This is a genomic window from Streptomyces sp. NBC_00829, assembly GCF_045161795.1.
Taxonomy (GTDB): domain Bacteria; phylum Actinomycetota; class Actinomycetes; order Streptomycetales; family Streptomycetaceae; genus Streptomyces.
Map to the genome: position 1 here is coordinate 939,061 of NZ_CP108867.1, position 22,724 is coordinate 961,784.

The following is a 22,724-nucleotide window of genomic DNA, read 5'->3' on the forward strand; positions in this document are numbered from 1 at the left end:
AGAATCCGCAGGGCTTGAGGATCAATGAATGGCTGGCTTCGCCTGTACGTATGCGTAGGGGCGGACAGGGATTTTCGACGGACATCCAGGAGCACACGCATGAGTGGAACAGCCCAGATCGGTGTCACGGGGCTTGCGGTGATGGGGCGCAACCTCGCCCGGAACTTCGCCCGGAACGGCTTCACGGTCGCCGTGCACAACCGCACGGCGGCGAAGACGCGGGCGCTGGTCGAGGAGTTCGGCAACGAGGGCGGCTTTGTGGCCGCCGAGTCGGCCGAGGAGTTCGTCGCGGCTCTGGAACGGCCCCGCCGTCTGGTCATCATGGTCAAGGCGGGCGATCCGACGGACGCCGTGATCCAGGAGTTCGCGCCGCTGCTGGAGGAGGGCGACGTCATCATCGACGGCGGCAACGCGCACTTCGCCGACACCGTGCGCCGGGAGAAGGAGCTGCGGGAGCGCGGCATCCACTTCGTGGGCACGGGCATCTCGGGCGGCGAGGAGGGCGCGCTGCACGGGCCGAGCATCATGCCGGGCGGCTCCGCCGAGTCGTACGCCTCGCTGGGCCCGATGCTGGAGAAGATCGCGGCGAAGGCGCCCGACGGGACGCCGACCGTGGCGCACATCGGGCCGGACGGCGCGGGTCACTTCGTGAAGATGGTGCACAACGGCATCGAGTACGCCGACATGCAGCTGATCGCCGAGGCGTACCACCTGCTGCGAGCGGTAGCCGGTTACTCCCCCGCGCAGATCGCCGAGACCTTCCGCACGTGGAACACCGGCCGTCTGGACTCGTATCTGATCGAGATCACGGCGGAGGTGCTGGCGCACACGGACGCCGACACCGGCAAGCCGTTCATCGACATCGTCACGGACCAGGCCGAACAGAAGGGCACCGGCCGCTGGACAGTCCAGATCGCGCTCGATCTGGGAGTGCCGGTCTCCGGGATCGCTGAGGCGGTGTTCGCCCGCTCGCTGTCGGGACACGCGGATCTGCGTGAGGCGTCACGTCAGCTGCCGGGGCCGACGGCGCGGCCGCTCGACGCGGACGAGGCCGCGCGCTTCGCCGAGCGGGTCGAGCAGGCGCTGTACGCCTCCAAGATCGTGTCGTACACCCAGGGCTTCCACCAGATCCAGGCGGGCAGCGATGCGTACGACTGGAGGATCGACCTCGGTTCGGTGGCCGCGATCTGGCGCGCCGGCTGCATCATCCGGGCGGCGTTCCTGGACCGCATCCGTGCGGCGTACGACGCCCAGCGCGACCTGCCGAGCCTGCTCTCGGACAAGCAGTTCGAGCAGGAGATCGGCGCGGCCCAGGACGACTGGCGCGAGGTGGTCGCGGCAGCCGCCCGGCAGGGCGTCCCGACGCCGGGCTTCTCGGCGGCCCTCGCGTACTACGACGCCCTGCGGGCCGAGCGGCTGCCCGCGGCACTCACCCAGGGGCAGCGCGACTTCTTCGGAGCGCACACCTACCGGCGGACCGACCGTGAGGGTTCGTTCCACACCCTGTGGGGCGGCGACCGCTCCGAGGTGAGCACCGGCTGACCGACGCGTGGGCCGGGACGGTCAGGCGGGTCCGGGCGCCGGCTCCGGCTCGGGCGCCGGGGCGGGGTCCGGGCCCGGCGGCCTCGGGAAGGGGTCGGGCGCGGGCCCCGGAGGCGGCGGGGGCGTCGGCACCGGACCCGGGCCGGGCAGCGGACCCGGAGTGGGTCCGGGCGGGCCCGGTGCCGGGACGGGCGAAGGCGGTACGGGCGGCTGGGTCATGCCGGACCTCCAGAGGTGCGGAGTCTTGCGTTCCCAATGTCTCCCGATGCGCGTGCCCACGCGCGCCGGGTCCACGCGTCAAGATCCGGACGACATGGATGCGGCGGCGGCCCGCAGTCCGGGCCGGGGGCTGGACAGCAGGGGGACGGCAGTCGTCGTACGCGATGCCGCGTCGGCCGTCGACGCCTGCGCCAGCACGATGACATCGGCGTCACCCACCCGGTCCACCGCGGCGGCGACCGCGTCCAGATACCCCTCGCGGTCGCCCCCCTCCAACAGCGCCCAAGCACCCTCCACCAGCAGGGCACGCAGCCCGATGTCCCGGCCCTTCGCCTCTTCGCGGATCAGCGCGAGGGTCGGATCCAGGGTGCTGCGCAGGGTCGCCACCACCACGATCCGCCGCGCCGCTGTCGCCGCTTCCGCGGCCATCGGACGGTCGACCCGCAGCACCGGCACCCCGAGCTCCCCTGCGCATGCCTCGGCGACACCGCCGATCGTCGAGCAGGTGCACAGCACGGCGCCCGCGCCCTCGTCGACGGCCCGCGCGAGCAGCCCGGCGACGGCCGGGGCGACGGCTTCGGGGCCTTCTTCGCGGGCCCTGGCCAGCAGATCCTCACGCACCAGATGGCGCAGCCGCAGACCCGGGTGGTCCTCGTCCCGCAGGGCCTCGAAGACCGGGACGTGCGCCGACGAGGTGTGCAGCAGCGCGAGCACCGCGGACGGCCCGGACGGCACTACGAGAGCTCCGGGTGGTCGGCCTTCAACTGCGTCCGAGCCTCCCCCACCAGCTCGGCCGGGGCCTCGGGGGCCTCGTCCGGGTGGCGCTCGGCCCACGTGGCGGCGTACGGACACAGCGGCACGACCGGTACGCCCGCACGCGCCGCCATCGCGTAGAACTCCCGCACCAGGGCGCCCGCGATGCCCCTGCCCTGGTACTCCGGCTCCACCACCGTGTGCACGGCGACCAGCGCGGGCGGGGTGGCGTCGAGGGTGAAGTAGACGTCGAGGGTGAAGTAGACGATGCGGCCTGCCACCCGGCCGTCCGCGTACGCCTTGAGAAGACCACCGGGCCGGTCGTCCCGGATGTCGGGCTCTGCCATGACGACTGCTCCTTCGGGCTGCGGGAGGGGAGATCCGCGGGGCCTGACGGGCCGCGGAGGGGTCAGACGACGGCGTGCGGGCTGCGCTCGGTGCCGCTGCCCGGCACCGGGGCGCCGAGGTCGGAGCCGAGGTCGACGATGCGGTTACCGGCGTCGACGTGGACGACGCTGGGCACCAGCGCGCGGGCCTCGGCGTCCTCCACCTGCGCGTAGCTGATCAGGATCACCAGGTCACCGGGGTGTACGAGGTGGGCGGCCGCGCCGTTGATGCCGATGACGCCGGAGCCGCGCTCGCCCTCGATGACATAGGTCTCCAGGCGGGCGCCGTTGGTGATGTCCACGATGTGCACGAGTTCGCCGGGCAGCAGATCGGCGGCTTCCATCAGCGCCGCGTCCACGGTGACGGACCCGACGTAGTGGAGGTCGGCCTGGGTCACGGTGGCCCGGTGGATCTTGGACTTGAACATGGTGCGCAGCACGGCGTCACACTCCTGCGGGACGAAAGGGTCGCGCCCCCGTGCGGGGTACGCGCCGACGCCACACAGGGTACGACTACTCCTGTGTGCCCTCCGAGGGGTGTCCCTCGAAGGCGTCCTCGGACGGCTCGTCGTGATCGTCTTGGCCCTGAGCCTCCTCCTGGGCGGCCTGCACCCGGCTGCCGACCACGGCCGCCGCGGCGAGCGCGCTGCCGATGAACGCCACGGCCACCACCCATGGCTTGTCCAGGACGTGGTCGGTCGCGTGGTCGAGGGAGTAGCGGCCGGCTCCGGCGATGCCGACGGCGGCCGCGGTGAAGCCGAGGAAGGCCGGGTACTCGAAGCCTCCGGACTGGTTGAAGAAGCCCGCGGGGGCGTGGACCGAGACCGCTCCGGCCATGGCGCCGGCCGCTGCCGCGCCTGCGGCCGGGGTGGCCAGGCCCAGCGCGAGCAGTGCCCCGCCGCCCGCCTCGCCGAGACCGGCGGCGATCGCGCTCTCGCGGCCGGGGTGGAAGCCCATGGCTTCCATGCCCTGGGCGGTGCCTTCGATGCCGGCGCCCCCGAACCATCCGAACAGCTTCTGTGTGCCGTGCGCGGCGAGGACCGCGCCGGTACCGACACGCAGGACGAGCAGGCCGAGGTCACGTCGGTTGAGCGGGGCCATGGCGTTCTCCCGGTGCGGATGGGGGGAGTGGGCGCGGGTACAGGACCCGCTCCGATCCACTCTCGTACGGGCCGGGCGGTCGTCCGCTGCGGTGCTGCTCCATTGCGGTGACACCGGAGCACGCGGTACTGGTGATCCACTGGCCGAAACCGTGCGGTAGATTTTGCGCGCCCTTGACCGGCATCACCTCATCGACATGGAGACCGGCCCCTCAATGAGCGACATCGTCAACGGACTTGGCCGCGCGAGCGCGTACGGCGCCCTCGGGGTAGTCCTTCTGATCCTCGGCATCGTCCTGATCGATGTCCTGACGCCCGGAAAGCTCGGCCGGCAGATATGGGAGGACCGCAACCGCAACGCCGCCCTGCTGCTGAGTTCAGCGCTGCTCGGCATCGGGGGCATCGTGTTCACCTCGATCTGGACGACGTACGAGAACTTCGGGAAGGGTCTTGCCTCCACCGCCGCGTTCGGTCTGCTGGGCCTGGTGATGATGGCGGTGGCGTTCCTCGTGGTGGACCTGGTCACGCCGGGCAAGCTCGGAGCCACCCTGGTCGAGCCGGAGCCGCATCCCGCGGTGTGGGTCACGGCGTGCTGCAACATCGCCGTGTCGGCCATCGTTTCGGCGTCCATCGCCTGACGCCTCCCCGAACCGCAGGACCCAAGCCCCGACCGGTACGGCAATCGACATCGTCGTGGCTCGCCCGGAGCCCCCGGGCGAGGCTGTGGGTGACGTGACGAAGCGGCGTCAGGTGCTCGTCGTCACGACGCGTTCCAGAAGTGATGCATCGCGTACGAACTCCAGGGCCGCCACCTCTGCGCACCCTCCTCGGATGCTCCCGCGCGCCGCATCCCCGCCTGAACCGCCACGTCCCCGGGCAGCAGCACATCCGGGTCGCCCAGTCCCCTCATACGGATGTAACCGGCCGTCCAGGGACCGATCCCCGGCAGGGCGAGCAGCTGCCGTTCGCTCTCGTCGCGGTCCGCGCCCGGATCGAGCGTGACCGAGCCGTCGGCCAGTGCGGCCGTCAGTGTGCGAAGTGCCGACCGACGGGCGTCGGGCAGGCCGAGTTCGCTCAGGGATGCCTCCGCGAGGTCTTCCGCGCGCGGGAAGAGGCGTGTCAGTCCCCCGCTCGGCTCGGGCAGGAGCTCTCCGTACGCGGCCACGAGCGCGGCACCCAGCCGGCGTCCGGCGGGCACCGACACCTGTCGGCCGAGCACGGCCCTTACCGCGAGCTCGTGCGGATCGGTCGCGCCAGGGGCGCGCAGCCCGGGGCGTGCGGCGACCAGAGGGGCCAGGGCCGGGTCCGCGCCGAGGCGTTCGGCGACGGCGCACGGGTCGGCGTCCAGGTCGAAGAGGCGGCGCACCCGCTGGGTCGCGGTCGTCAGGTCCCGCAGGTCCGCGAGGTGGAGCCGGCATTCGAGCCAGCCTCCCGGGCCGGGCTGTTCGCCGACCTCGGCGACCGCGGGGCCGCCGGGCAGGCGCAGGGTTCGCCGGTGGATGCGGGAGCCGCGCTCGCCGACGGTCTCCTCGATGCCGGAGATCGCATGGGCGGCGAGGTGGTCGAAGACCTCGACCGCGGCGTAGGGACCGCGGTGGGCGAGCCGCAGGGGCACTCCCGCGGCGGCGTTGACGGGGGCGACCGGGCCGAAGCGCGAGGACCGTCCCGGCCGGGCCGAGCGCAGTTCACCGGGGGTGGCCGCGTAGATCTCACGGATGGTGTCGTTGAACTGGCGTACGCTCGCGAACCCCGCCGCGAACGCGATCTCCGCCGCCTGCATGGTGGTCGTCTGCAGCAGGACGCGTGCCGTGTGGCCGCGCTGGGCGCGTGCGAGGGCGATGGGCCCCGCGCCGAGCTCGGCGTTCAGCTGACGCTGGACCTGGCGGGCGCTGTAGCCGAGCCGTTCGGCGAGGCCTGCCACTCCCTCCCGGTCCACGATTCCGTCGCCGATGAGCCGCATGGCGCGGCCGACGACATCGGCGCGGGCGTTCCACTCCGCCGAACCCGGCACGGCGTCGGGGCGGCAGCGGCGGCAGGCGCGGAATCCCGCGCCCTGAGCGGCCGCGGCGGTCCGGTAGAAGGTCACGTTCCGGCGCTTGGGCGTGATCGCGGGGCAACTGGGCCGGCAGTAGATCCCGGTGGTGGACACGGCGAAGAAGAACACACCGTCGAAGCGGGCGTCCCTGCTGCTCACCGCCTCGTACCGGCTGTCCTCGACTCCACGGTCCCCGATGGTCATACGGCAAGTATGGGCAGGTTCCGCAGGGCGGGGCTGGCGGGAATCGGACATGGCGTTCGGGGCCCCGGGCGTCAGCGCACGGTGATCACCACCGGTCCGCCGGGGTCGTTGGCCCCGCGCCTCCAGTCGACGGACAGGCGCAGGGCGCGGCCGGGCGCAGCAGGCACTGTCGGTGCAGCACTCTGCCGTCCTGGACGACGACGAGGGTAGGGAGGACCAGTGGCTCGGCGGTGCGGAGGCTGAACCGGCCGTGCGGGGGCCGGGGGCACGACGGGTGGGGCGGCGCCGACGACGAGAACGTCGACATGGCGCCCGGGGCGGCTCACCGGCGTGCCTCGAACAGCGCGCGCGAACCTCTTCGGGGTGCGGCCGGTCAGCCTGCTCAACTCGGTCAGCGTGTGGTGGCACCTCGGCGGTGTGGCGCTGATCGTCGGCGCGCTGGCGATCGTGCCGTCCGGTCACCGGTCCCATGGCACAGATCCTGCGCTTCAACGGCGCGGCGGCGCCGGGCCGTTGACCTGCTGGGGGACGGTTGCGCGTCCGAGTTCCCGCCGTGCGGGCGACTGCCTGTACACGGGTTCACCAAGGGTGACCATGCACGGTGCCAGTACCGTCATGCCTGTCCGGATGCCGCCGGACCCTTGGGGATGGACGCTTGAGACATGGCCGTACACCCACCGATCGTCGTGCACCGCATCTCCCCGTCGGGTGGCCGCCGGGTCACCGTGCGTGACCAGATCATGGGTCTCGCACACTCCGACCTGCAGTTGCTGGAGTTTCTTCGCCGAGCCGGGCTGCCGGACGCCGACGCCCTTCTCGACGACCCGACCTGGACGGAGTGGGTCGGCGACCGGCCGCACGAGTACGAGCCCCTGGAGATCACGCCGTGAGCCGGCACACCCGGGGGGCCGCTGGGCCCACCCGGGCCCCGGGGCGGCGGACCGGCCATTGTCAGTGCCACGCGATTCGATGCCCTGCCCGACCGGTCAACCGAGGGTCATCGGCAAGACCGGAGACAAAAGGGACTGGGACACAGCTGCGCCTGGGGGCGATCGCCCCCAGGCGCACAGCCCCGCCCGGCAGATCTACCGGGCTGACGGCTTCTGGACCCGCTCGGCAACCCGCTGCGCGGACTCCTGGGCCTTGCCCATGAGCTGCTCGCCGCTGCCCTCGGCCTGCGTACCGCGGTCGTCCATGACCCTGCCCGCGGTCTCCTTCATGCGGCCCTTGGCCTGCTTCGCCTTTGCCTTGCCCTTACCCATGACGGTTGTCCTTTCGTGTGGGTGGATCGGCGTATCCACCTTGCGCCCATCGCCGTCAGTGCGCAAACGGACGCATAACGTGACGATTGACTCAGCCTGCGAACTCCGGGACGAAGGCCTCGGAGAAGACCCTGTCGGCCGGTGGCGTCCCGGCCTTGTCGAGGCGATGGAAAGCCCTCGCACGCCCGGACTCCCCCGGGAGCAGCTCCGGTTCGCCGCCCGCGTCGGCGAGCGCCCGCCGCGGCTCGGTGAGTTCGATCCGCTCGACCCCTCCGGGGTGATGAGGAACGCCGCTCGCACGGGCCTCACGTCGTTCGTGGGCGTCTCGACGGGATGCGCCCCGCCGTCCACGTCGGCCTTCATCGGGCGCGCCCGGAGTACGGTGAAATATCCCCACGTTCTCACCGTTCTCACTGTTCTCATCGGGCAGCACAAAGAGCAGCGACTGATGGCCCGGCGGTCTGCACGGGCCATCAGCCGCTTGTGGGCGTGGGCGACTACCGCGGGGAGGTGCCCCCGCCGCCCATGCCGCTCTCCTGCTCGCTCTGCTCCTGCAGCTTCCGGGCCTTCTCCTGGAGCCGCTTGCGCTCCTGCGGGTCGGTCATGCGCTCCGCTGCCTCGTTCATCTGCTGGGCCTTCTCGCGCATCTGACGGACTCGGCCACCGGATTCACCTGCAACGCTCATCGTCGTCACTCCTTGGACGGTCGGGAAGAGCGGACCCCTTCAGCGAACCAGCGCCTCGTGACACCCGCATCTCGAACGGTCACGCACCGCAACCAGCGCCCGATCCGGCGCATTTGCGGTGGCGAGTTGCTTCGCCACCACCCTCGGCGTGGCGGTCCCGGCCGGCATGCGTTTCGGTTGCGCCGGCCGTCCACGCACTGCTCCCCAAAACAATCAAGGGGCCGTTTCAGATTGCTCTGAAAAGGCCCCTTGATCTGCGACTTCGAAAAGTCGGGACGACAGGATTTGAACCTGCGACCCCTTGACCCCCAGTCAAGTGCGCTACCAAGCTGCGCCACGTCCCGATGCGCGGTTCCATCCGGTTTCCCTGCCGGGCGCGCAAGAGAACACTACCTCACTCCGCGGGGCCCGTCGGACGCCCCGCCTGCGGTCATGTCCCCTGAGCCGCCGCAGTGTCGACCGGTCCGGCCGCGTTCCAGCCAGGCGCCCGCACCTGTGTCCGAAGGTCCCCGGGGACCGCGTCTTCGCCGCGGTGGCGGCACGCGTGGACCATGTCCGGGCCGTCGTCGCCGCGGTTCGGCGTCCTCGACCGGGAGCACCCGGCCCGGAGCCCGAGCCGACACCTGAACCGGCACCCAGGCCGAGGCCTGAGCCGACTCCTCACCGGCACCACCCCGGCGGCCCGGGGGACAATCGAGACGTGGACACGGAAGACGACACGGCACGCAGGGACCGCGACTCCGAGGGCCGCGCCCGAAACGCCCGGCCGCGCGACGGGCTGGGGCGGCCCCTTCCATACGGGACGCCGGGGGTCGAGCGGCAGCCCGAGGGTGTTGTGCGCACCCCCGGCCAGACGCTCACCGAGGCGCAGCGCCTCCTGGACGCGGGCATGCCCTTTCACGCGCACGAGGTCTTCGAGGACGCCTGGAAGTCCGGGCCCGACGCCGAACGTGAACTCTGGCGCGGACTCGCCCAGCTCGCGGTGGGGCTCACGCACGCCGCCCGCGGCAATACCGCGGGCGGCGCGCGGCTGCTCCTGCGGGGAGCCGACCGTATCGGTGAGTACCACGATCCGTACGCCATCGATGTGGCCGGACTGACCGCCTGGGCCCGGGAGCTGGCGGCCCGCCTCGACGGTCCCGTCGACGCGGGCGCCGAGTCTCCCCGGCTGACCTCAGTCCTGTAGCAGGACGACGTCGAAGGTACGGGGGCCGTGGACGCCCTCGACCCGGTCCAGCTCGATATCGCTGGTCGCGGACGGACCGGAGATCCAGGTCAGCGGGCGGGTCGGATCGAGCCGGGGCATCGCCTGCGGCACTGACGCCACCACCTGGTCCGGAGCCCGTACGACACAGATGTGCAGGTCGGGGACGAGGGTGAGCGCCCGGCGGCCCTGTCCCGGGCCGGCGTCGAGGACGATCGTGCCGGTCTCGGCGACCGCGAGGGCGCAGCCGGTCACCACGGCGTCGACGGCATCGAGCTCGTACGGGGTGAGGGGTCCGTCGTCGCCGCGCTGCTCCACGGCGGACGCGGCGAGCCAGGCGGTGGGCAGGCCGCCGGGAACGGCGACGGATCGGACGCCGCGACTGGTGAGCAACTCGGCGATCAGCCGGGGCAGTTCGGCCTCGGTGGAGCGGTGCACATGGGCCCGGTAGTCGACAAGGTTCTCGTGCAGCAGATCGAGGATCACGGCCGGGTCGTCGGGTGTGTGGCTGTCCAGATAGTCCCGGGCGGCCTCCGGTGCCTCCGGCGCGTCGGCGACGGCGGCGCGGACGCGGGCGAGGATGCGCTCACGCGAGGAGTTGCTCATCGGCGGTTCTTCTTCCACCAGTCACGGAAGGATTGGGCGGGCAGTTCCGGCAGTTCACGGTCCGCGGTCCAGGCCCCGGCTCCCGGCAGCCTCTTCGGGTGCAGTCGGCGGGTCGTCCCGGCCGCCTTCTCGCCCGCGGCGAGCGCGGCGGGATGGTCGAGAACCCAGCCCGCGGCCTTGATCATGGCCTTTTCGATGCGGTGCCCCTTGCCTCCCCGGTCGGCGACCCTCTCACGCAGGTGGACGAGCACCTCGGGGATGTCGATGGCGACCGGGCACACCTCGTAGCAGGCCCCGCAGAGCGAGGAGGCGTACGGCAGTGACGCGTCGATCTCGCTCTGGATTCCACGGAGTTGGGGGCTGAGGATGGCTCCGATCGGACCGGGGTAGACGGAGCCGTACGCATGACCGCCCGCCCGCTCGTACACCGGGCAGACATTGAGACAGGCGGAGCAGCGGATGCAGCGCAGGGCCTGGCGGCCGACCTCGTCGGCGAGGGTCTGGGTACGGCCGTTGTCGAGCAGGACCAGATGGAAGGTCCGCGGTCCGTCCGCGTCGGCTGTGCCGGTCCACATCGAGGTGTAGGGATTCATTCGCTCGGCGGTCGAGGAGCGCGGCAGCGTCTGGAGGAAGACCTCCAGATCGCGCCAGGTGGGCACCACCTTCTCGATGCCGACGACGGAGATCAGGGTCTCGGGGAGGGTCAGGCACATCCGGCCGTTGCCCTCCGACTCGACGACGACGAGGGTGCCGGTCTCGGCGACCATGAAGTTGGCCCCGGAGACGCCGACCTTCGCGCGCAGGAACTTCTCCCGCAGGTGGAGGCGGGCGGCCTCGGCGAGTTCGGCGGGGGTGTCGGCGAGCCCCTCGGGAGCCGCCCTTCCCCAATGGCCCATCTCCTTGCGGAAGATGTCGCGGATCTCGCCGCGGTTGCGGTGGATGGCGGGGACGAGGATGTGGGAGGGGCGGTCGTGGCCGAGCTGCACGATGAGTTCGGCGAGATCGGTCTCGTACGCCGCGATGCCCTCGGCCTCCAGGGCTTCGTTGAGGCCGATCTCCTGGGTGGCCATCGACTTGACCTTCACGACCTCGCTCTCGCCGGTCGCCTTGACCAGGCCGGCGACGATCCGATTGGCCTCGTCGGCGTCGGCGGCCCAGTGGACGGTCCCCCCGGCCGCGGTGACCGCCGCCTCCAGCTGCTCCAGATAGCGGTCGAGATGGCGGAGCGTGTGGTTCTTGATCTGCTTTCCCGCCTCGCGCAGCAGGGCCCAGTCCTCGAGTTCCGCCACCGCCCGGGCGCGCTTGTCGCGGATGGTGTGCGTGGCGTGCCGGAGGTTGGCGCGCAACGTCGCGTCGTTGACGGCCTCCGCGGCTGCGCGGGGAAAGGACGGCATGCCGAGATACGTACCGCTCACAGCAGGGGCTCCTCTTCGGTGCTCGCGAGGATGTCGGCGATGTGCAGGGCGCACTGGGGGGAGTCCTGGCGGCGCAGGATGCCGCCGAGGTGCATCAGACAGGAGTTGTCGGCCCCGCAGAGCACCTCGGCGCCGGTGGAGAGGGCGTTGCGGACCTTGTCGCGGCCCATGGCTGCGGAGACGGCGGCGTTCTTGACGGCGAAGGTGCCGCCGAAGCCGCAGCACTCCTCGGCGCCGGGCAGCTCCCGAAGCTCCAGCCCCTTGACGGCTTCGAGGAGCCTGCGGGGGCGCTCCCCGAGCCCCAGCGCGCGCACTCCGTGGCAGGAGGGGTGGTAGGTGACGGTGTGCGGGAAGTACGCGCCGACGTCGGTGACCCCGAGCACGTCCACCAGGAACTCCGTCAGTTCGTACGTACGCGACGGAAGCGCCGTCTCCCCGAATGCCGGATAGTGCTCCCGCACCATCGCCGCGCACGACCCGGACGGTGTCACCACGTACTCGTACCCCTCGAAGGCGCGTGCCGTCCGGCGCACCAGGGGCTCTGTCTCTCTGCGGTAGCCGGTGTTGTACTGCGGCTGACCGCAGCAGGTCTGCGCGGCTGGGAAGTCCACCTCCACCCCGAGCCGCTCCAGTAGCCGTACCGTCGCGATGCCCGTGGCCGGATACACCGCGTCGTTGACACATGTGACGAAGAGTGCGACACGCATGGTCGGAGGATATGCCCCGACCGGCGGCCCCGGTAGGTCTCCGCGTCAGCCGGGTGCGGCAGACTCGGAGAGTGAGAAAGATCTATGTGATCGGCATCGGGGCGGGCGACCCCGACCATCTGACGTTGCAGGCGATCAAGGCGCTGAACAAGGCGGATGCGTTCTTCATCCTCGACAAGGGTGAGGAGAAGGCGGATCTGACGCGGCTGCGGCGGGACATCCTCGACGCGCATGTCGAGGACCGTTCATACCGTCTCGTTGAGGCACGCGACCCCGAGCGCGACCGGCAAACATCGGACTACTCCCCCGCTGTCGACGACTGGCGCCACCGCCGGGCCGATCTGTACGAGCGGTTCATCGCCGAGGAGCTCGGTGAGACGGAGTGCGGTGCGTTCCTGGTGTGGGGGGATCCCGCGCTGTACGACTCGACGCTCGCGGTCCTGGAGGAGGTCGCCGGCCGGGGCTCGGTCGCCTTCGAGCACGAGGTGGTACCGGGCGTCAGCAGTATCTCGGCGCTGCTGGCCCGGCACCGCACCGGGCTGAACCGGGTCGGCCGCCCGGTTCAGATCACCACGGGCCGTCGGCTCGCCGAGGGCTGGCCCGAGGGCGTGGACGACGTGGTCGTGATGCTCGACGCGCGGCAGGCGTTCACCCGCCATCTCGACCAGGACCTCTTCATCTACTGGGGCGCCTACGTGGGCACGGAGGACGAGATCCTGGTGTCGGGGCGGCTCGCGGAGGTGTCGGGGCGGATCGAGGAGCTGCGGGCCGAGGCGCGGGCCCGCAAGGGCTGGATCATGGACACCTATCTGCTGCGCCGCGACTGAGGGGCGCGGGATCCTCGTCCCGACGCGCTCGGCGCGTCGGGACGGGACGTTTCACCAGGCGAGGTGAAGCGCTTCGGGCGAGCGGTGGATGAGGGTGGGCCGCATCACGGCCGGCGGCTTGCTCTCATCGATCCGCAGTCCGGGCAGTCTGCGGGCGAACAGCTCGATCGTCAGCCGGAGTTGCTCACGGGCGAGCTGCGACCCGGGGCATCCGTGGGGCCCGTGGCCGAAGGCGACGTGCTGCCGCGAGAGGGGACGGGTGACGTCGAAATCGTCCGGCCGCTCGTAGCAGTCCTCGTCGCGGTTGGCGGAGCCGAATGCGACGAACACGGTCGCTCCGGCTGGGAGTTCGGTGCCGGCAACGGCGACCGGCCGCGTCGTCGTCCGCCGGAAGCCCTGGACGGGCGTGTCGTATCGTGCGGCCTCCTCGACCGCGCCCGGAATCAACGCGGGGTCCGCGCGGATCAGCTCCCACTGCCGCCGGTCACGCAGCAGATGCAGCAGCGTGGAACCGATGAGGGCGGTGGTGGTCAGATGGCCGGCGATCAGAAGGTTCTGCACGTTCGACACGAGCTCATGGCGCTGGTCGAGGGTGAGCTCGCCCACTCCGGGCGCGAGCGCGGCGACCAGTCCGGACAGGAGATCATCACGCGGGCTCGCACGCCGGTTCCGTATGTACTGATCGAGCAGCCGTTGCAGCGCGACGACGTCCTCGGCCGCGCGTATCTGCTCCTCGGGGTCCAGCGGCCGAAAGAGCAGCTCCTCGGCGCGGTAACCGCCGTGGACCGCCTGCGGCACATCCTCGGGGTCGAAGCCGAGCAGCCGCCCGATGACCTGTCCGGGTAACCGCCGGGCGTATGCCGCCATCAGCTCGGCACGGCCGTCGGCTTCGAAGGTGCCGACCAGCGCTTCGGCGCACTCCGTGGCGTACGGGACGAGGGCGGCGATCCGGGCGGCGGACAGGCCGCGGTTGAGCGGGGCGCGGTGGCGCTGGTGGGCGGGGCCATCCGTGGAGACGACGGTGGGCCGCTTGCCATACCCCTTGGCGAGCACCTCCAGCGCGTCGGGCGACGGCAGGACGTCGGGGAGCAGCGCGTGGGCCGACGAGAAGTCGTCGGAGCGCCGCAGGACTTCCCGTACGTCCGCGTTGCGCGCGACGAGCCAGGCGTCGAGTTCGGGTACGAAGGTCAGGCCCTCGGCCCGGCGCGCCCGCGCATAGAGCGGATAGGGATCGCGTTGCAGCTCGTCGAGCCTGGCGTGATCATTGCTCGCCACGCGGCGCCTCCAAGACGGAAGGGTTCTGGTGGGTACAGCCGTTCGTGCGGCCATCGTGCCTCAGGCCCTCCGTGCCGGGAAGAGCCCCCTGGGGCCCGTGTCCCGCCGCTCAACTCCGCGGCGGGGCCGCGCTCTTGGGCGCAGAACACCCGGCCGCCGCGCCACGGCGGCGGAGAGGCGGAGGGGGGGAGGGTTGGACCATAGTTCTGTGCGGCCCGCTGCCCCGCCGACAAGAATCCCGCCATGAACACGATCACGGGCACCGGGCCGACGGAACCCCACGGCGCGCTCGCCGAACTGCTCGGCCCCGCCCGACGATGTGGCTCATGACGGGCCTGCTTGCCCGCTGCGGCTGTTCCTGGCGCTCGGCCCGATGCGTGGCCGCCGCGACCTTCCCACGGCGAAGCGGGCCGACCCCTCCCTCGGAGCCGCGCCTGAGCCCGCGCAGGCGCCCGCGTCGACCGTTCAAAGCCACGGGGAGGCGGCGGCCTCCAGATGAAGGTGATCAGGCGCGGGCGAGCTCTTCCACCCGGGCATGAAGATGGTCGACGTACGACTCGGATTCGGGCTTCATCAGCACACTGCGCAGGATGCGGGCGCCGTCGGCGTCGGCGGTGAGCTTCGGGTGCCGGGCGGTCAGCCGTCCGGCGCCGACCCGCAGCGTGCTCAGGAAAACGGGGTCGACCGGGTCCGTCATACCGGCCTGAAGGATCCGCGCGCTCGCCGCGTCCACCCGGGACAGCGTGAGGGGTTCGGTCAGGGCGAAGTAGCCGACGATGTCCAGCTCGGGGGGCTGGTACAGCTCCAGGTGTTCCGACTTCTCGATCAGGTCGGCCCACCGCAGTGCCGCCCTGCGCCCGGCGGCGAGCGCCTGCCCGAGCCCGTCCGGGGTGGGCGGCAGCAGCTGGAAGGTGAGCCACAGCGCCGCCGCGGCCGCGCCGGCCCGTGAGCATTCCAGGCTGATCTCGCCGAGGTGCAGATCATCGGACGTGAAGTAGGTGTAGGGCGAGTCGTGCAGATAGAAGCGCCCGACCGAGGGATCACGGAACAGGACCGCTCCGCAGCCGTAGGGCTGGAGCCCGTGCTTGTGCGGGTCGACGACGATCGAGTCGCACTGGCCGATGGCTCGCCACGGAGCGGCCGGCAGCCCCGCGGGGCCTTCCGCACCGGCGAGCAGGGTGAAGAACCCGCCGTACGCGGCGTCGACATGAATGCGTACCCCGTAGCGCTCGCGCAGCGCCAGTGCTTCGTCGACGGGTTCGACGGCGCCGAGCGCGGTCGTGCCCGCGGTGAGTACGACGGTGCCCACCCGGCCGGTGCGCAGCAGCTCCTCCAGCGCGTCGAGGTCCATCCGGCCGCGGTCGTCCACCGGAACCGCGTGGCCCTCCACACCGAGGACCCCGCACATCCGGCCGTGCGTGTAGTGGGCTTCGGTGCTGTAGGCGACGCCCTTGCCGGGATGGAGCTCCCGGGCCACGAAGAGCGCTTCGAGGTTGGCGACCGTCCCGCTGGTGGTGAGGTGCCCGAGGTGGGTGTCGTAACCGAACATGGTGGCGAGCTGCTGAACCGCCTCGCGCTCCATCTCGGCGGTGGCCGGTCCGCCGTCCAGCGCATGATTGTTGGGGTTGATCAGCATCGTGGCCAGATATCCGACGACCGCGGCCGGGTGCGGCGGCTTGAGCATCTGCCCCGCGTAACGCGGATGGAAGAAGGGGTAGTTGTCCTTCAGCCGCTCGGAGAACGTGGCGAACGCGGCGGCGAAGCGCGCGTCGTCGACTTTCAGCGACGGATGCTCCCGGAGGCGGCCGAAGCCGCTCGACCATGCCTCGTTCGATGCCACGGCCTCTTCGAGCCAGTAACGCAGATCCATGGGTCTCCTCAGCCAGATTTGGCCGGGGCATCAACAGCGGCCCCGAACCTTATCTCGTTTGGCTCCAAATAAGCTAACCATCCGTACACGAGGGGTCAATACCCCTCCCGCCCCGGACGGGACGGGCGGCCCGCAGTTTGGATCCATACGAGCCACAGAGGCCGAATCCGGAGCCGATGCGAGAATCCAGGCCCGCGGAGTCAGGCCCGCGGAGTCAGGCCCGCGGAGTCAGGCCGGGGCCGGCGGCCCGACCGTCGGGGCAGCGGCCCCGACTCCGCGAGCAGTTCCTGCCGCCGCTCCTCCCCGCGCTCCTCCAGCTGGGCGAGGATCGCCCGGAGCCCGTCCGCGAGCTGCACACACTCCTCCGTACTGAGACGCGAGACCACGAACGCCTCCTCGGTGTTGAACGCCGGGAAAAGCTCCTCCATGAGCGCCTCGCCCTCGGGAGTCAGCACCAGCAGCACCCGCCGGCCGTCCTCGGGGTGGACCGAGCGCGCCACCAGCCCCCGCGACTCCAGGGTCCTGGCGACACCGGTGAGCGTGCCCTTGGTGATGCCCGCCTCCTCCGCCACATGGCGCGTCTCCGTCTCGCCCCAGATCCACAGCACCCAGAGCACCACGAAGCCGGTCCAGGTCAGTTCCGAGGGGCGCAGCACCGAATTCTCCAGATGCTGCCTGACGGCAGCGGCGGCCCGGTGAATGTTGGCGACCGCCGCCATCTGCTCCCGCTGGAGCCGGAACGTACCGAGCTTCGCCTGGACAGCCGTCTCGGTGTCGACAATGGAACGGTGGCCGGTCACGGGCTCCCCCTCGGTCGCGGGCCGGGCGCTCGCAGGGCCGGCGCTGGTTCGCTTGCCGCCAAATCTAAGCCCATACCAGGCCGCCCCGGCCACGCCGGGCACCCCGCAGCCAGGGCAAACCCCGGGTCGGCGGCGTGCCGATCTTCCAGCGCGACGCATGTGCCCGGCGTGCGGTCGGAGGGATCCAGGCGGAAAAGGCCGCTCACTCATCTCTGAGAAAGCGGCCTTCGACGCGCGCCGCGGCCGTTCGGGACCGCAGGACGTGAACGTGCACCGATCGGACACCAGCCGCTGATGCCCAGCCTTCCCCGTTCAATCACAACGGAGAAACGGCGGCGATTGAATTCATCTTTCACATTCGCCGTGCATCGCGTGCAGGAAATACGGGGAGTCTCATGCCTCCGTGATCGGTACGGTGATGTTCAGATTACGGATCTCGACCCGCTCGACCTTGTCCTGGATCTGGAATTTCTCTTCGACTTCGGTTTTCGTCTCGACCTCGATGGTGGTCCCACCGGGCGCGCGCTCAACCAGGTTCAGCGTCAGGACATCAGGGGTCGCGACGGTGCCCGGGGATGCAAGTTCCAGGCTGAGCTGGAAGCCCGGCTTCGGGCAGATACAGGTGCCTTTGACAGTCACCTGTCGTTTACCTTCGTACCGCGAAGCCGTGGCGGTGAAGTCTCCACTCTCACATGTACATGCGGGGCCGTTCGCGGTCTCAGACATTTCTTCTCCCGACCGTCGGATCTGATAGTTCACCTACGAAATCCACCATCGACGCCCGCGCTGATTCCCGCAAACCGGAGTGACCTTACTCATCCATGCGGGTGCGCTTGATGTGCGCGACGGATCATTCCGTGCTTGATGGGGGCGACGACTCAAAGGGAAAGAAGCAGGATATTCTCGCCCATGATTCGCCCGCCCGAACACGAGCGCTGGACGGCGTGACCGGACGGAGGGGCCGAGCCGCCCAGGTGTGCGCGGCGGCTGCGGAAGCGCAAGGTGACCCATCCACCTGCAGAAATAGTCAAGGGCCCTGCCTCACCTCAGTGAAGCAGGACCCTGATCTGCGACTACGGAGCGAACTCCCAGTCGGGACGACAGGATTTGAACCTGCGACCCCTTGACCCCCAGTCAAGTGCGCTACCAAGCTGCGCCACGTCCCGGTGCCCGTCTGACCTGGGGTTTCCCCCCGGCTGAACGCGCATGAGAACAATACCGCACTTCCGCCGGTGGTCACGAACCACTTGTTCGCGCCCGGCCACGGCCCGACGACGTCCGCGACCGCTCAGAGCACACTGGCCTCGCCCTCGTCCTGGCCGAGATCAGCAGGGACGGCTTCGACCGGGCCGCCAACGGCACCCGGATCGGTGATCAACGTGGGGATCCGGGATCCCGCTCCGGGGCCTGGGGCTGGGTGTCGGCCGGGAGGGCTTCGGCGCTACGGCCGTCTCGACGAGCGCCTGGCAGCGTACCGGCCGGATCCGAAGGGCCTGCGGGAGCGCATCACAGACTTCCTCGACGGCGCCCCCGCGTAACCAGGTCCACCGGGCGGGACCCGGCGGACCACCTCCGGTCGCCTGGGCACGCGCCGGTGGCCGAACCACGCGCCAGAACCGCGCCGCCCGCACCGTCCCGCACGCCAGGACCGCGCCGCCCGGGGCGAGTCCGGCGAGATCCGAACGGCAGGCCCCGGCCGCTCAACCCGCAGGCGGGCGTGCCACGTCGGGGTGCTGGTCCTGGAGTCTGCGCGGGGCCGCCTGACGCCAGGAGTCGAGCAGGATCGCGTACAGCTCCTCCTCGTCCTCCAGCTCCGCCAGGCGTACCCGCAGCCAGGCGTAGTTGTCGTCGTGTCCCGCGCGGATGAAGAACTTCTCCGGCTCGGCGGCGATCAGCTCATCCCGGTCCTCCTTGGGGCACTTCACACCTATCACCTGGTCGTCGTCGCCCAGCGAGGCGAAGATCTTCCCGCCGATCCCCACGCGGAAGGTGGGCATCCCCCAGGCGAGCTTCTCCGTCGCACCGGGCAGGGAGAGCGCGAGTCTGCGTACGTCGTCGGCAGTAGCCATACGAAGACCGTACGACGCGGCACTGACACTCGCGCCGTCGTCGCCGTCGCCGCCAGCGGCCCGTCGTCGCCGTCGCCCACAGCGCATCACAACGAGCGCTTCCGACCCATGGGACCCGCCCGTGACCAGGGATGGGTAGGGGTGCGGGAAACACGGCGCCGCGCGCAGGCGCAAATGAGGGCAGCGCTCAGGGGATGGGCACGCCGGAGCGGGCGCCCCTGCCACCCCTTGCATGGCCACACGCCGGGCGCCGCTCCCGCGCGCCTGCACCGCCCGCATCCGAGCCCTGCGCGTCCGGCGGCATGCGTTCGTTTCGGGCTGGGTCTGCGCCGTATCGGTTCTTCCGGTGCTCCCCGGATGTCACCTCCGCGCCCGTCCTACGTCCCCTCTTGTCCTTCAGTGCCATATACCCACGAAACCTTTGCCCTTGGCATGTGGCAGAAGGAGACAGACGGGGAATGCCGTACGGCAGAACGGGAGGGACTTTCTATCTCACAGACCACAGGCGCAATCAAACGTCAACGGTCTGCGTCTCGGCCAGAGTCGGCATCGATCTTGTGTCACCCAAGAACGGTCAACACCATGTTGTGGTCGGCCTGTTCGGGACGGGACCACCGCCGATGCACTATCTGCTCGAACAACCGACCGGGCAGGCGTTTCGCAGAGGAGGACTCGCGATGGACGGATATTTCGCAAGTCGACTGCATCATCAGTTACGTGACCAGGTCCGCGCATTCGCGGAGACGGAGATACGTCCGCGGATCCCGACCATGGAGGCCACCCGCTCGGTCCACCGGGACCTTTCCCGGCTCGTCGCCCGACAGGGCTGGCTCGGAGCCACGATCAGCAAGGACCACGGTGGCATGGGAGCCGGCCACCTCGCCAAGACGATCATCATCGAGGAACTGTCCAGGGTCAGCGGGGCGATGGGCGCAATGCTGCAGGCCTCTCAGCTGGGCGTCGCCAAGATCGTCCACTTCGGCAGCGACGAGCAGAAGAAGACCTGGCTCCCCTCCATTGCCGCCGGCGACTGTCTGCCGACCATAGCGGTCACCGAACCCGGGTCGGGCGGCCACGTACTGGGCATGAGCGCCAGCGCCGAACGGGACGGCGACGACTACATCCTCAATGGCCGAAAGGTGTTTGTCGGCAACAGCCACATCGGGGATCTGCACGGAGTGGTCGCGCGGACAGGACCGGGATCCAAGGGGCTGACGGCCTTCCTGGTGGAGTCCGACCGGCCGGGTATCAGCATCGGCGAGCAGCGGCCCACCATGGGGCTCCACGGCTTCGGTTTCGGCGAACTGCGCTTCGACAACTGCCGTGTGCCCGCGCCGAACCGGCTCGGCGACGAGGGCGACGGGCTGGCCGTCGCCTACTCCTCCAGTGTGCTGTACGGACGCGCCAACCTCACTGCCGTCTCACTCGGCATCCATCAGGCGATCCTGGAGGAGACCACGCGCTTCTGCTCCCAACGACAGCGCTACGGCAAGCCGCTGCACGATCTGCAGTCCGTCAAGCTCAAGCTGGGAAAGATGCAGTCCCTGCTGATGAGCGCGCGCCTCACCGCCTACCACGCCGTGCATCTGCTCGACCGGGGACTGCCGTGCGACGCGGAGCTGATGAACGCCAAGCTGGTCAATGTCGAGTCGGCGATCGACACCGCGCGCAGCGCCATGGAGGTCCACGCCGCGTCCGGGCTCTTCACCGACCGCCCCATCGAGCGGTACCTGCGCGACGCGCTGCACCTGGTCGCACCCGCGGGCACCTCCGACATCCAGTTGCTGCGACTGGCCGAGGTGGCGCTGGGGGAGGCGAAGGGGCAGTGGTCGCAGCGGCTGTCGGACACGCTCAGGCTCGAACCGGCGATCTGAGCGGGGGCGCGGACCCGGCCGGCGTTTCCTGCGCGCCGGGCGGTCCGGCGCGCAGGCCGACCGTCCGCAGCCCCTGGCCCGCCGCCTCGGTCGCCGGACAGAACCGAATCCGGCCCGACCGGCGACCGAGGACATCTCCGACTCGGGACAATCCACTCCGACTCGGGAAAATCCGGCAACGAGAGACCCAAGGGCTGTCCCGTCATCCCCACCGCGCGCCCGACGCCGGCTACGGCACTCGCCGCGTTGTCGGGCTCACCCGAACACGCCCAGTATGAGAACGACCTCCGCCTTGCGATGCACCGCATCTGACGCCGTGCGCTGACCCGCCGGGGATGACGGGACAGCCCTTAGATGCCGCCGTCCTCGCGGCGGTGGATCTGCTCGATCAGCTCCGCGGCCAGGGATTTGATGGTCTCCAGGCCCGCCCTGCCCCAGGGCCTCGGCTCGGTGTCCACGACGCAGATCGTGCCGAGCGCGATTCCCGTACGGTCGATGAGCGGCGCACCGAGATAGGAGCGGATGCCGATCTCGTCGACGACCGGGTTCCCCGCGAACCTCGGATAGTCGCAGACGTCCTCCAGCACCAGCGCCTTGCGCCGGACGACCACATGCGGGCAGTAGCCGTGGTCGCGCGCCATGAACCGGCTGACCCCGCCCTCGACCGACGCGGCCGCCGCGTTCAGATCGGCGCCGGTGTGCATACCGGCGGGGGTGTGCAGCCCGGCGAAGAACTGCCGCCGCTCGTCGATGAAGTTGACCATGGAGTACGGCGCCCCGGTCACCTCGGCGAGCTTCCGCGCGAATTCGTCGAAGGCGGGGTCCGGCCGGTCGCCGAAACCGAGCTGGCGCAGCCGCCGCACCCGCACGGGCGCCTCGCGGTCGACGGGGGTCAGCAGCAGATGACCGGTCGGGTCGTATGTCATGTCGGTGCTCCGTAGCTCGGTGCCGGGGCGGCGGGGACCGCGGTGGTGGTGATCAGATGCTGGACGAGGGTGACCAGGGCCCCTATCCCCGAGCTGGCGATCCGTGCGTCGCACAGCACGACGGGCACCTCCGGCTTGAGGTCGATCGCGGCCCGTACCTCTTCCGGTTCATACCGGTAGGCGCCGTCGAACTCATTGACGGCGACGACGAATCCGATCCCGCGCCGCTCGAAGAAGTCCACGGCGGAGAAGGAGTCCTCGAGACGGCGGGTGTCGGCCAGAATGACGGCGCCGAGCGCTCCTTCGGAGAGCTCGTCCCACATGAACCAGAAGCGCTCCTGGCCGGGTGTGCCGAAGAGATAGAGCACATGACTCGCGTCCAGCGTGATCCGGCCGAAGTCCATGGCGACCGTCGTGGTGGTCTTGGACTCGATGCCCTCCAGACTGTCGGTCGCCGCACTGACCTGTGTCAGCAGCTCTTCCGTGCTCAGGGGTTCGATCTCGCTGACGGCCCCCACGAAGGTCGTCTTGCCCACCCCGAATCCGCCCGCGACCAGGATCTTCAGTGCGGTGGGGAAGAGCTCGTCCGGATCACAGACGTCGTCGTAGGCCATCGAGCACCGCCTCCAGCAAAGAACGGTCGGTGGGTGTGTGGTGGCTGCGGGGCGCCCGCGCGGTGACGGCGCCGCAGTCCACGAGATCGGACAGGAGCACCTTGGTGACGACCGCGGGCAGCCTGAGGTGCGCCGAGATCTCGGCCACCGAGGTCGGCCCGTCGCAGAGCCCGAGGGCGAGCGCATGCTCGGGCCCCAAGTGCGTCTGCGGTACGGTCCCGGTGGCCATCACCAGAGAGAGCAGATCGAGTGCGGCCGTCGGACGGGTGCGGCCGCCGCTCACCGTGTAGGGACGGATGAGGCGGCCGGCCGCGTCGTCGAGCAGTGGCCCTTCCTTGGGGGCCGGCATT

General features: G+C 70.5%; 24 protein-coding genes and 2 tRNA genes. 6 read left to right on the forward strand and 20 right to left on the reverse strand.

Annotated elements, in window-relative coordinates; translation table 11 throughout:
- Window positions 1–99: 99 nt before the first annotated feature.
- Window positions 100–1,542: an NADP-dependent phosphogluconate dehydrogenase gene (gene gndA / locus OG293_RS03885; protein WP_405997345.1), complete on the forward strand. Its 1,443-nt coding sequence runs from the start codon at window positions 100–102 to the stop codon at window positions 1,540–1,542.
- A gap of 297 nt (window positions 1,543–1,839) precedes the next feature.
- On the opposite strand, the gene OG293_RS03890 is transcribed toward gndA, so the two are convergent.
- The 4 genes from OG293_RS03890 to OG293_RS03905 all read right to left on the reverse strand — a co-directional run bounded on the left by OG293_RS03890 (window position 1,840) and on the right by OG293_RS03905 (window position 4,001).
- Complete coding sequence (locus OG293_RS03890) at window positions 1,840–2,475, reverse strand: aspartate/glutamate racemase family protein (protein WP_406003492.1); 636 nt, start codon at window positions 2,473–2,475, stop codon at window positions 1,840–1,842.
- A 20-nt stretch (window positions 2,476–2,495) separates the two neighbouring features.
- Complete coding sequence (locus OG293_RS03895; protein ID WP_405997346.1) at window positions 2,496–2,861, reverse strand: GNAT family N-acetyltransferase; 366 nt, start codon at window positions 2,859–2,861, stop codon at window positions 2,496–2,498.
- 62 nt (window positions 2,862–2,923) lie between these two features.
- Window positions 2,924–3,340, reverse strand: coding sequence for an aspartate 1-decarboxylase (panD, locus tag OG293_RS03900; RefSeq protein WP_405997347.1), 417 nt, complete (start codon window positions 3,338–3,340; stop codon window positions 2,924–2,926).
- A 73-nt stretch (window positions 3,341–3,413) separates the two neighbouring features.
- A complete protein-coding gene (locus OG293_RS03905) occupies window positions 3,414–4,001 on the reverse strand; it encodes a DoxX family membrane protein (protein WP_405997348.1) in 588 nt (195 codons plus the stop codon).
- A gap of 214 nt (window positions 4,002–4,215) precedes the next feature.
- On the opposite strand from OG293_RS03905, the gene OG293_RS03910 reads away from it, so the two are divergent.
- On the forward strand, window positions 4,216–4,638 hold the full coding sequence (locus OG293_RS03910) for a DUF350 domain-containing protein (protein ID WP_405997349.1): 423 nt from the start codon (window positions 4,216–4,218) through the stop codon (window positions 4,636–4,638).
- A gap of 122 nt (window positions 4,639–4,760) precedes the next feature.
- Here the strand turns inward: OG293_RS03910 and OG293_RS03915 are convergent, their stop codons facing one another.
- The gene (locus OG293_RS03915) at window positions 4,761–6,239 is read right to left on the reverse strand and encodes an AlkA N-terminal domain-containing protein (protein WP_405997350.1); all 1,479 of its coding nucleotides are present in this window, start codon (window positions 6,237–6,239) and stop codon (window positions 4,761–4,763) included.
- 662 nt (window positions 6,240–6,901) lie between these two features.
- On the opposite strand from OG293_RS03915, the gene OG293_RS03920 reads away from it, so the two are divergent.
- The gene (locus OG293_RS03920) at window positions 6,902–7,129 is read left to right on the forward strand and encodes a hypothetical protein (RefSeq protein WP_405997351.1); all 228 of its coding nucleotides are present in this window, start codon (window positions 6,902–6,904) and stop codon (window positions 7,127–7,129) included.
- 195 nt (window positions 7,130–7,324) lie between these two features.
- On the opposite strand, the gene OG293_RS03925 is transcribed toward OG293_RS03920, so the two are convergent.
- The 3 genes from OG293_RS03925 to OG293_RS03935 form a co-directional block, all read right to left on the reverse strand.
- Complete coding sequence (locus tag OG293_RS03925; protein WP_405997352.1) at window positions 7,325–7,501, reverse strand: CsbD family protein; 177 nt, start codon at window positions 7,499–7,501, stop codon at window positions 7,325–7,327.
- 497 nt (window positions 7,502–7,998) lie between these two features.
- Window positions 7,999–8,187 carry a DUF6381 family protein gene (locus OG293_RS03930; RefSeq protein WP_405997353.1) on the reverse strand — a complete coding sequence of 63 codons (189 nt, stop codon included), beginning with the start codon at window positions 8,185–8,187 and terminating at the stop codon, window positions 7,999–8,001.
- Between the two features lie 270 nt (window positions 8,188–8,457).
- Window positions 8,458–8,531: transfer RNA gene (locus tag OG293_RS03935), tRNA-Pro, on the reverse strand.
- A gap of 356 nt (window positions 8,532–8,887) precedes the next feature.
- Between OG293_RS03935 and OG293_RS03940 the strand changes: the two genes are divergently transcribed.
- A complete protein-coding gene (locus OG293_RS03940) occupies window positions 8,888–9,373 on the forward strand; it encodes a DUF309 domain-containing protein (protein ID WP_405997354.1) in 486 nt (161 codons plus the stop codon).
- On the opposite strand, the gene OG293_RS03945 is transcribed toward OG293_RS03940, so the two are convergent.
- Genes OG293_RS03945 through OG293_RS03955 form a run of 3 tightly spaced genes read right to left on the reverse strand, consistent with a single transcriptional unit; the run spans window position 9,362 to window position 12,119 of the window.
- Window positions 9,362–9,997, reverse strand: coding sequence for a lactate utilization protein C (locus OG293_RS03945; protein WP_405997355.1), 636 nt, complete (start codon window positions 9,995–9,997; stop codon window positions 9,362–9,364). The two genes, OG293_RS03940 and OG293_RS03945, sit on opposite strands and share 12 nt — an antisense overlap.
- A complete protein-coding gene (locus tag OG293_RS03950) occupies window positions 9,994–11,412 on the reverse strand; it encodes a LutB/LldF family L-lactate oxidation iron-sulfur protein (RefSeq protein WP_405997356.1) in 1,419 nt (472 codons plus the stop codon). The genes OG293_RS03945 and OG293_RS03950 overlap by 4 nt, the downstream gene beginning before the upstream one ends.
- Window positions 11,409–12,119, reverse strand: coding sequence for a (Fe-S)-binding protein (locus tag OG293_RS03955; protein WP_405997357.1), 711 nt, complete (start codon window positions 12,117–12,119; stop codon window positions 11,409–11,411). Before OG293_RS03955 ends, OG293_RS03950 begins: the two co-directional genes overlap by 4 nt.
- A 71-nt stretch (window positions 12,120–12,190) precedes the next feature.
- On the opposite strand from OG293_RS03955, the gene cobF reads away from it, so the two are divergent.
- A complete protein-coding gene (gene cobF / locus OG293_RS03960; RefSeq protein ID WP_405997358.1) occupies window positions 12,191–12,946 on the forward strand; it encodes a precorrin-6A synthase (deacetylating) in 756 nt (251 codons plus the stop codon).
- Window positions 12,947–12,997: 51 nt separating this feature from the next.
- On the opposite strand, the gene OG293_RS03965 is transcribed toward cobF, so the two are convergent.
- From OG293_RS03965 to OG293_RS03990, 6 genes are all read right to left on the reverse strand, one after another.
- Complete coding sequence (locus OG293_RS03965) at window positions 12,998–14,221, reverse strand: cytochrome P450 (RefSeq protein WP_405997359.1); 1,224 nt, start codon at window positions 14,219–14,221, stop codon at window positions 12,998–13,000.
- A gap of 505 nt (window positions 14,222–14,726) precedes the next feature.
- The gene (locus OG293_RS03970; RefSeq protein WP_405997360.1) at window positions 14,727–16,091 is read right to left on the reverse strand and encodes a pyridoxal phosphate-dependent decarboxylase family protein; all 1,365 of its coding nucleotides are present in this window, start codon (window positions 16,089–16,091) and stop codon (window positions 14,727–14,729) included.
- 200 nt (window positions 16,092–16,291) lie between these two features.
- Window positions 16,292–16,891 (reverse strand): MarR family winged helix-turn-helix transcriptional regulator, encoded by a 600-nt coding sequence (locus OG293_RS03975; protein ID WP_405997361.1) that lies wholly within the window; start codon window positions 16,889–16,891, stop codon window positions 16,292–16,294.
- 393 nt (window positions 16,892–17,284) lie between these two features.
- Complete coding sequence (locus tag OG293_RS03980; protein ID WP_405997362.1) at window positions 17,285–17,530, reverse strand: hypothetical protein; 246 nt, start codon at window positions 17,528–17,530, stop codon at window positions 17,285–17,287.
- Between the two features lie 453 nt (window positions 17,531–17,983).
- Window positions 17,984–18,057: transfer RNA gene (locus tag OG293_RS03985), tRNA-Pro, on the reverse strand.
- A gap of 534 nt (window positions 18,058–18,591) precedes the next feature.
- On the reverse strand, window positions 18,592–18,960 hold the full coding sequence (locus tag OG293_RS03990; protein ID WP_405997363.1) for an MmcQ/YjbR family DNA-binding protein: 369 nt from the start codon (window positions 18,958–18,960) through the stop codon (window positions 18,592–18,594).
- A 677-nt stretch (window positions 18,961–19,637) separates the two neighbouring features.
- Here OG293_RS03990 and OG293_RS03995 point away from each other — a divergent pair.
- A complete protein-coding gene (locus OG293_RS03995) occupies window positions 19,638–20,834 on the forward strand; it encodes an acyl-CoA dehydrogenase family protein (protein WP_405997364.1) in 1,197 nt (398 codons plus the stop codon).
- Between the two features lie 350 nt (window positions 20,835–21,184).
- Here OG293_RS03995 and OG293_RS04000 read toward each other — a convergent pair whose 3' ends face one another.
- Genes OG293_RS04000 through OG293_RS04010 form a run of 3 tightly spaced genes read right to left on the reverse strand, consistent with a single transcriptional unit; the run spans window position 21,185 to window position 22,723 of the window.
- Entirely contained in the window at window positions 21,185–21,760 is a 576-nt protein-coding gene (locus OG293_RS04000; RefSeq protein WP_405997365.1) for a GAF domain-containing protein, read from the reverse strand.
- Window positions 21,757–22,374 carry a GTP-binding protein gene (locus OG293_RS04005; RefSeq protein ID WP_405997366.1) on the reverse strand — a complete coding sequence of 206 codons (618 nt, stop codon included), beginning with the start codon at window positions 22,372–22,374 and terminating at the stop codon, window positions 21,757–21,759. Before OG293_RS04005 ends, OG293_RS04000 begins: the two co-directional genes overlap by 4 nt.
- Window positions 22,352–22,723 (reverse strand): DUF742 domain-containing protein, encoded by a 372-nt coding sequence (locus OG293_RS04010; RefSeq protein ID WP_405997367.1) that lies wholly within the window; start codon window positions 22,721–22,723, stop codon window positions 22,352–22,354. Before OG293_RS04010 ends, OG293_RS04005 begins: the two co-directional genes overlap by 23 nt.
- Window position 22,724: the final 1 nt, after the last annotated feature.

What these genes read in the sequence shown, in the direction of transcription:
- gndA (WP_405997345.1), top strand. Translation starts at nt 100, where the DNA reads ATGAGTGGAACAGCCCAGATCGGTGTCACGGGGCTTGCGGTGATGGGG.
- OG293_RS03895 (WP_405997346.1), bottom strand. Translation starts at nt 2,861, where the DNA reads ATGGCAGAGCCCGACATCCGGGACGACCGGCCCGGTGGTCTTCTCAAG.
- OG293_RS03905 (WP_405997348.1), bottom strand. Translation starts at nt 4,001, where the DNA reads ATGGCCCCGCTCAACCGACGTGACCTCGGCCTGCTCGTCCTGCGTGTC.
- OG293_RS03910 (WP_405997349.1), top strand. Translation starts at nt 4,216, where the DNA reads ATGAGCGACATCGTCAACGGACTTGGCCGCGCGAGCGCGTACGGCGCC.
- OG293_RS03915 (WP_405997350.1), bottom strand. Translation starts at nt 6,239, where the DNA reads ATGACCATCGGGGACCGTGGAGTCGAGGACAGCCGGTACGAGGCGGTG.
- OG293_RS03920 (WP_405997351.1), top strand. Translation starts at nt 6,902, where the DNA reads ATGGCCGTACACCCACCGATCGTCGTGCACCGCATCTCCCCGTCGGGT.
- OG293_RS03925 (WP_405997352.1), bottom strand. Translation starts at nt 7,501, where the DNA reads ATGGGTAAGGGCAAGGCAAAGGCGAAGCAGGCCAAGGGCCGCATGAAG.
- OG293_RS03930 (WP_405997353.1), bottom strand. Translation starts at nt 8,187, where the DNA reads ATGAGCGTTGCAGGTGAATCCGGTGGCCGAGTCCGTCAGATGCGCGAG.
- OG293_RS03945 (WP_405997355.1), bottom strand. Translation starts at nt 9,997, where the DNA reads ATGAGCAACTCCTCGCGTGAGCGCATCCTCGCCCGCGTCCGCGCCGCC.
- OG293_RS03955 (WP_405997357.1), bottom strand. Translation starts at nt 12,119, where the DNA reads ATGCGTGTCGCACTCTTCGTCACATGTGTCAACGACGCGGTGTATCCG.
- OG293_RS03970 (WP_405997360.1), bottom strand. Translation starts at nt 16,091, where the DNA reads ATGGATCTGCGTTACTGGCTCGAAGAGGCCGTGGCATCGAACGAGGCA.
- OG293_RS03990 (WP_405997363.1), bottom strand. Translation starts at nt 18,960, where the DNA reads ATGGCTACTGCCGACGACGTACGCAGACTCGCGCTCTCCCTGCCCGGT.
- OG293_RS03995 (WP_405997364.1), top strand. Translation starts at nt 19,638, where the DNA reads ATGGACGGATATTTCGCAAGTCGACTGCATCATCAGTTACGTGACCAG.
- OG293_RS04000 (WP_405997365.1), bottom strand. Translation starts at nt 21,760, where the DNA reads ATGACATACGACCCGACCGGTCATCTGCTGCTGACCCCCGTCGACCGC.
- OG293_RS04005 (WP_405997366.1), bottom strand. Translation starts at nt 22,374, where the DNA reads ATGGCCTACGACGACGTCTGTGATCCGGACGAGCTCTTCCCCACCGCA.
- OG293_RS04010 (WP_405997367.1), bottom strand. Translation starts at nt 22,723, where the DNA reads ATGCCGGCCCCCAAGGAAGGGCCACTGCTCGACGACGCGGCCGGCCGC.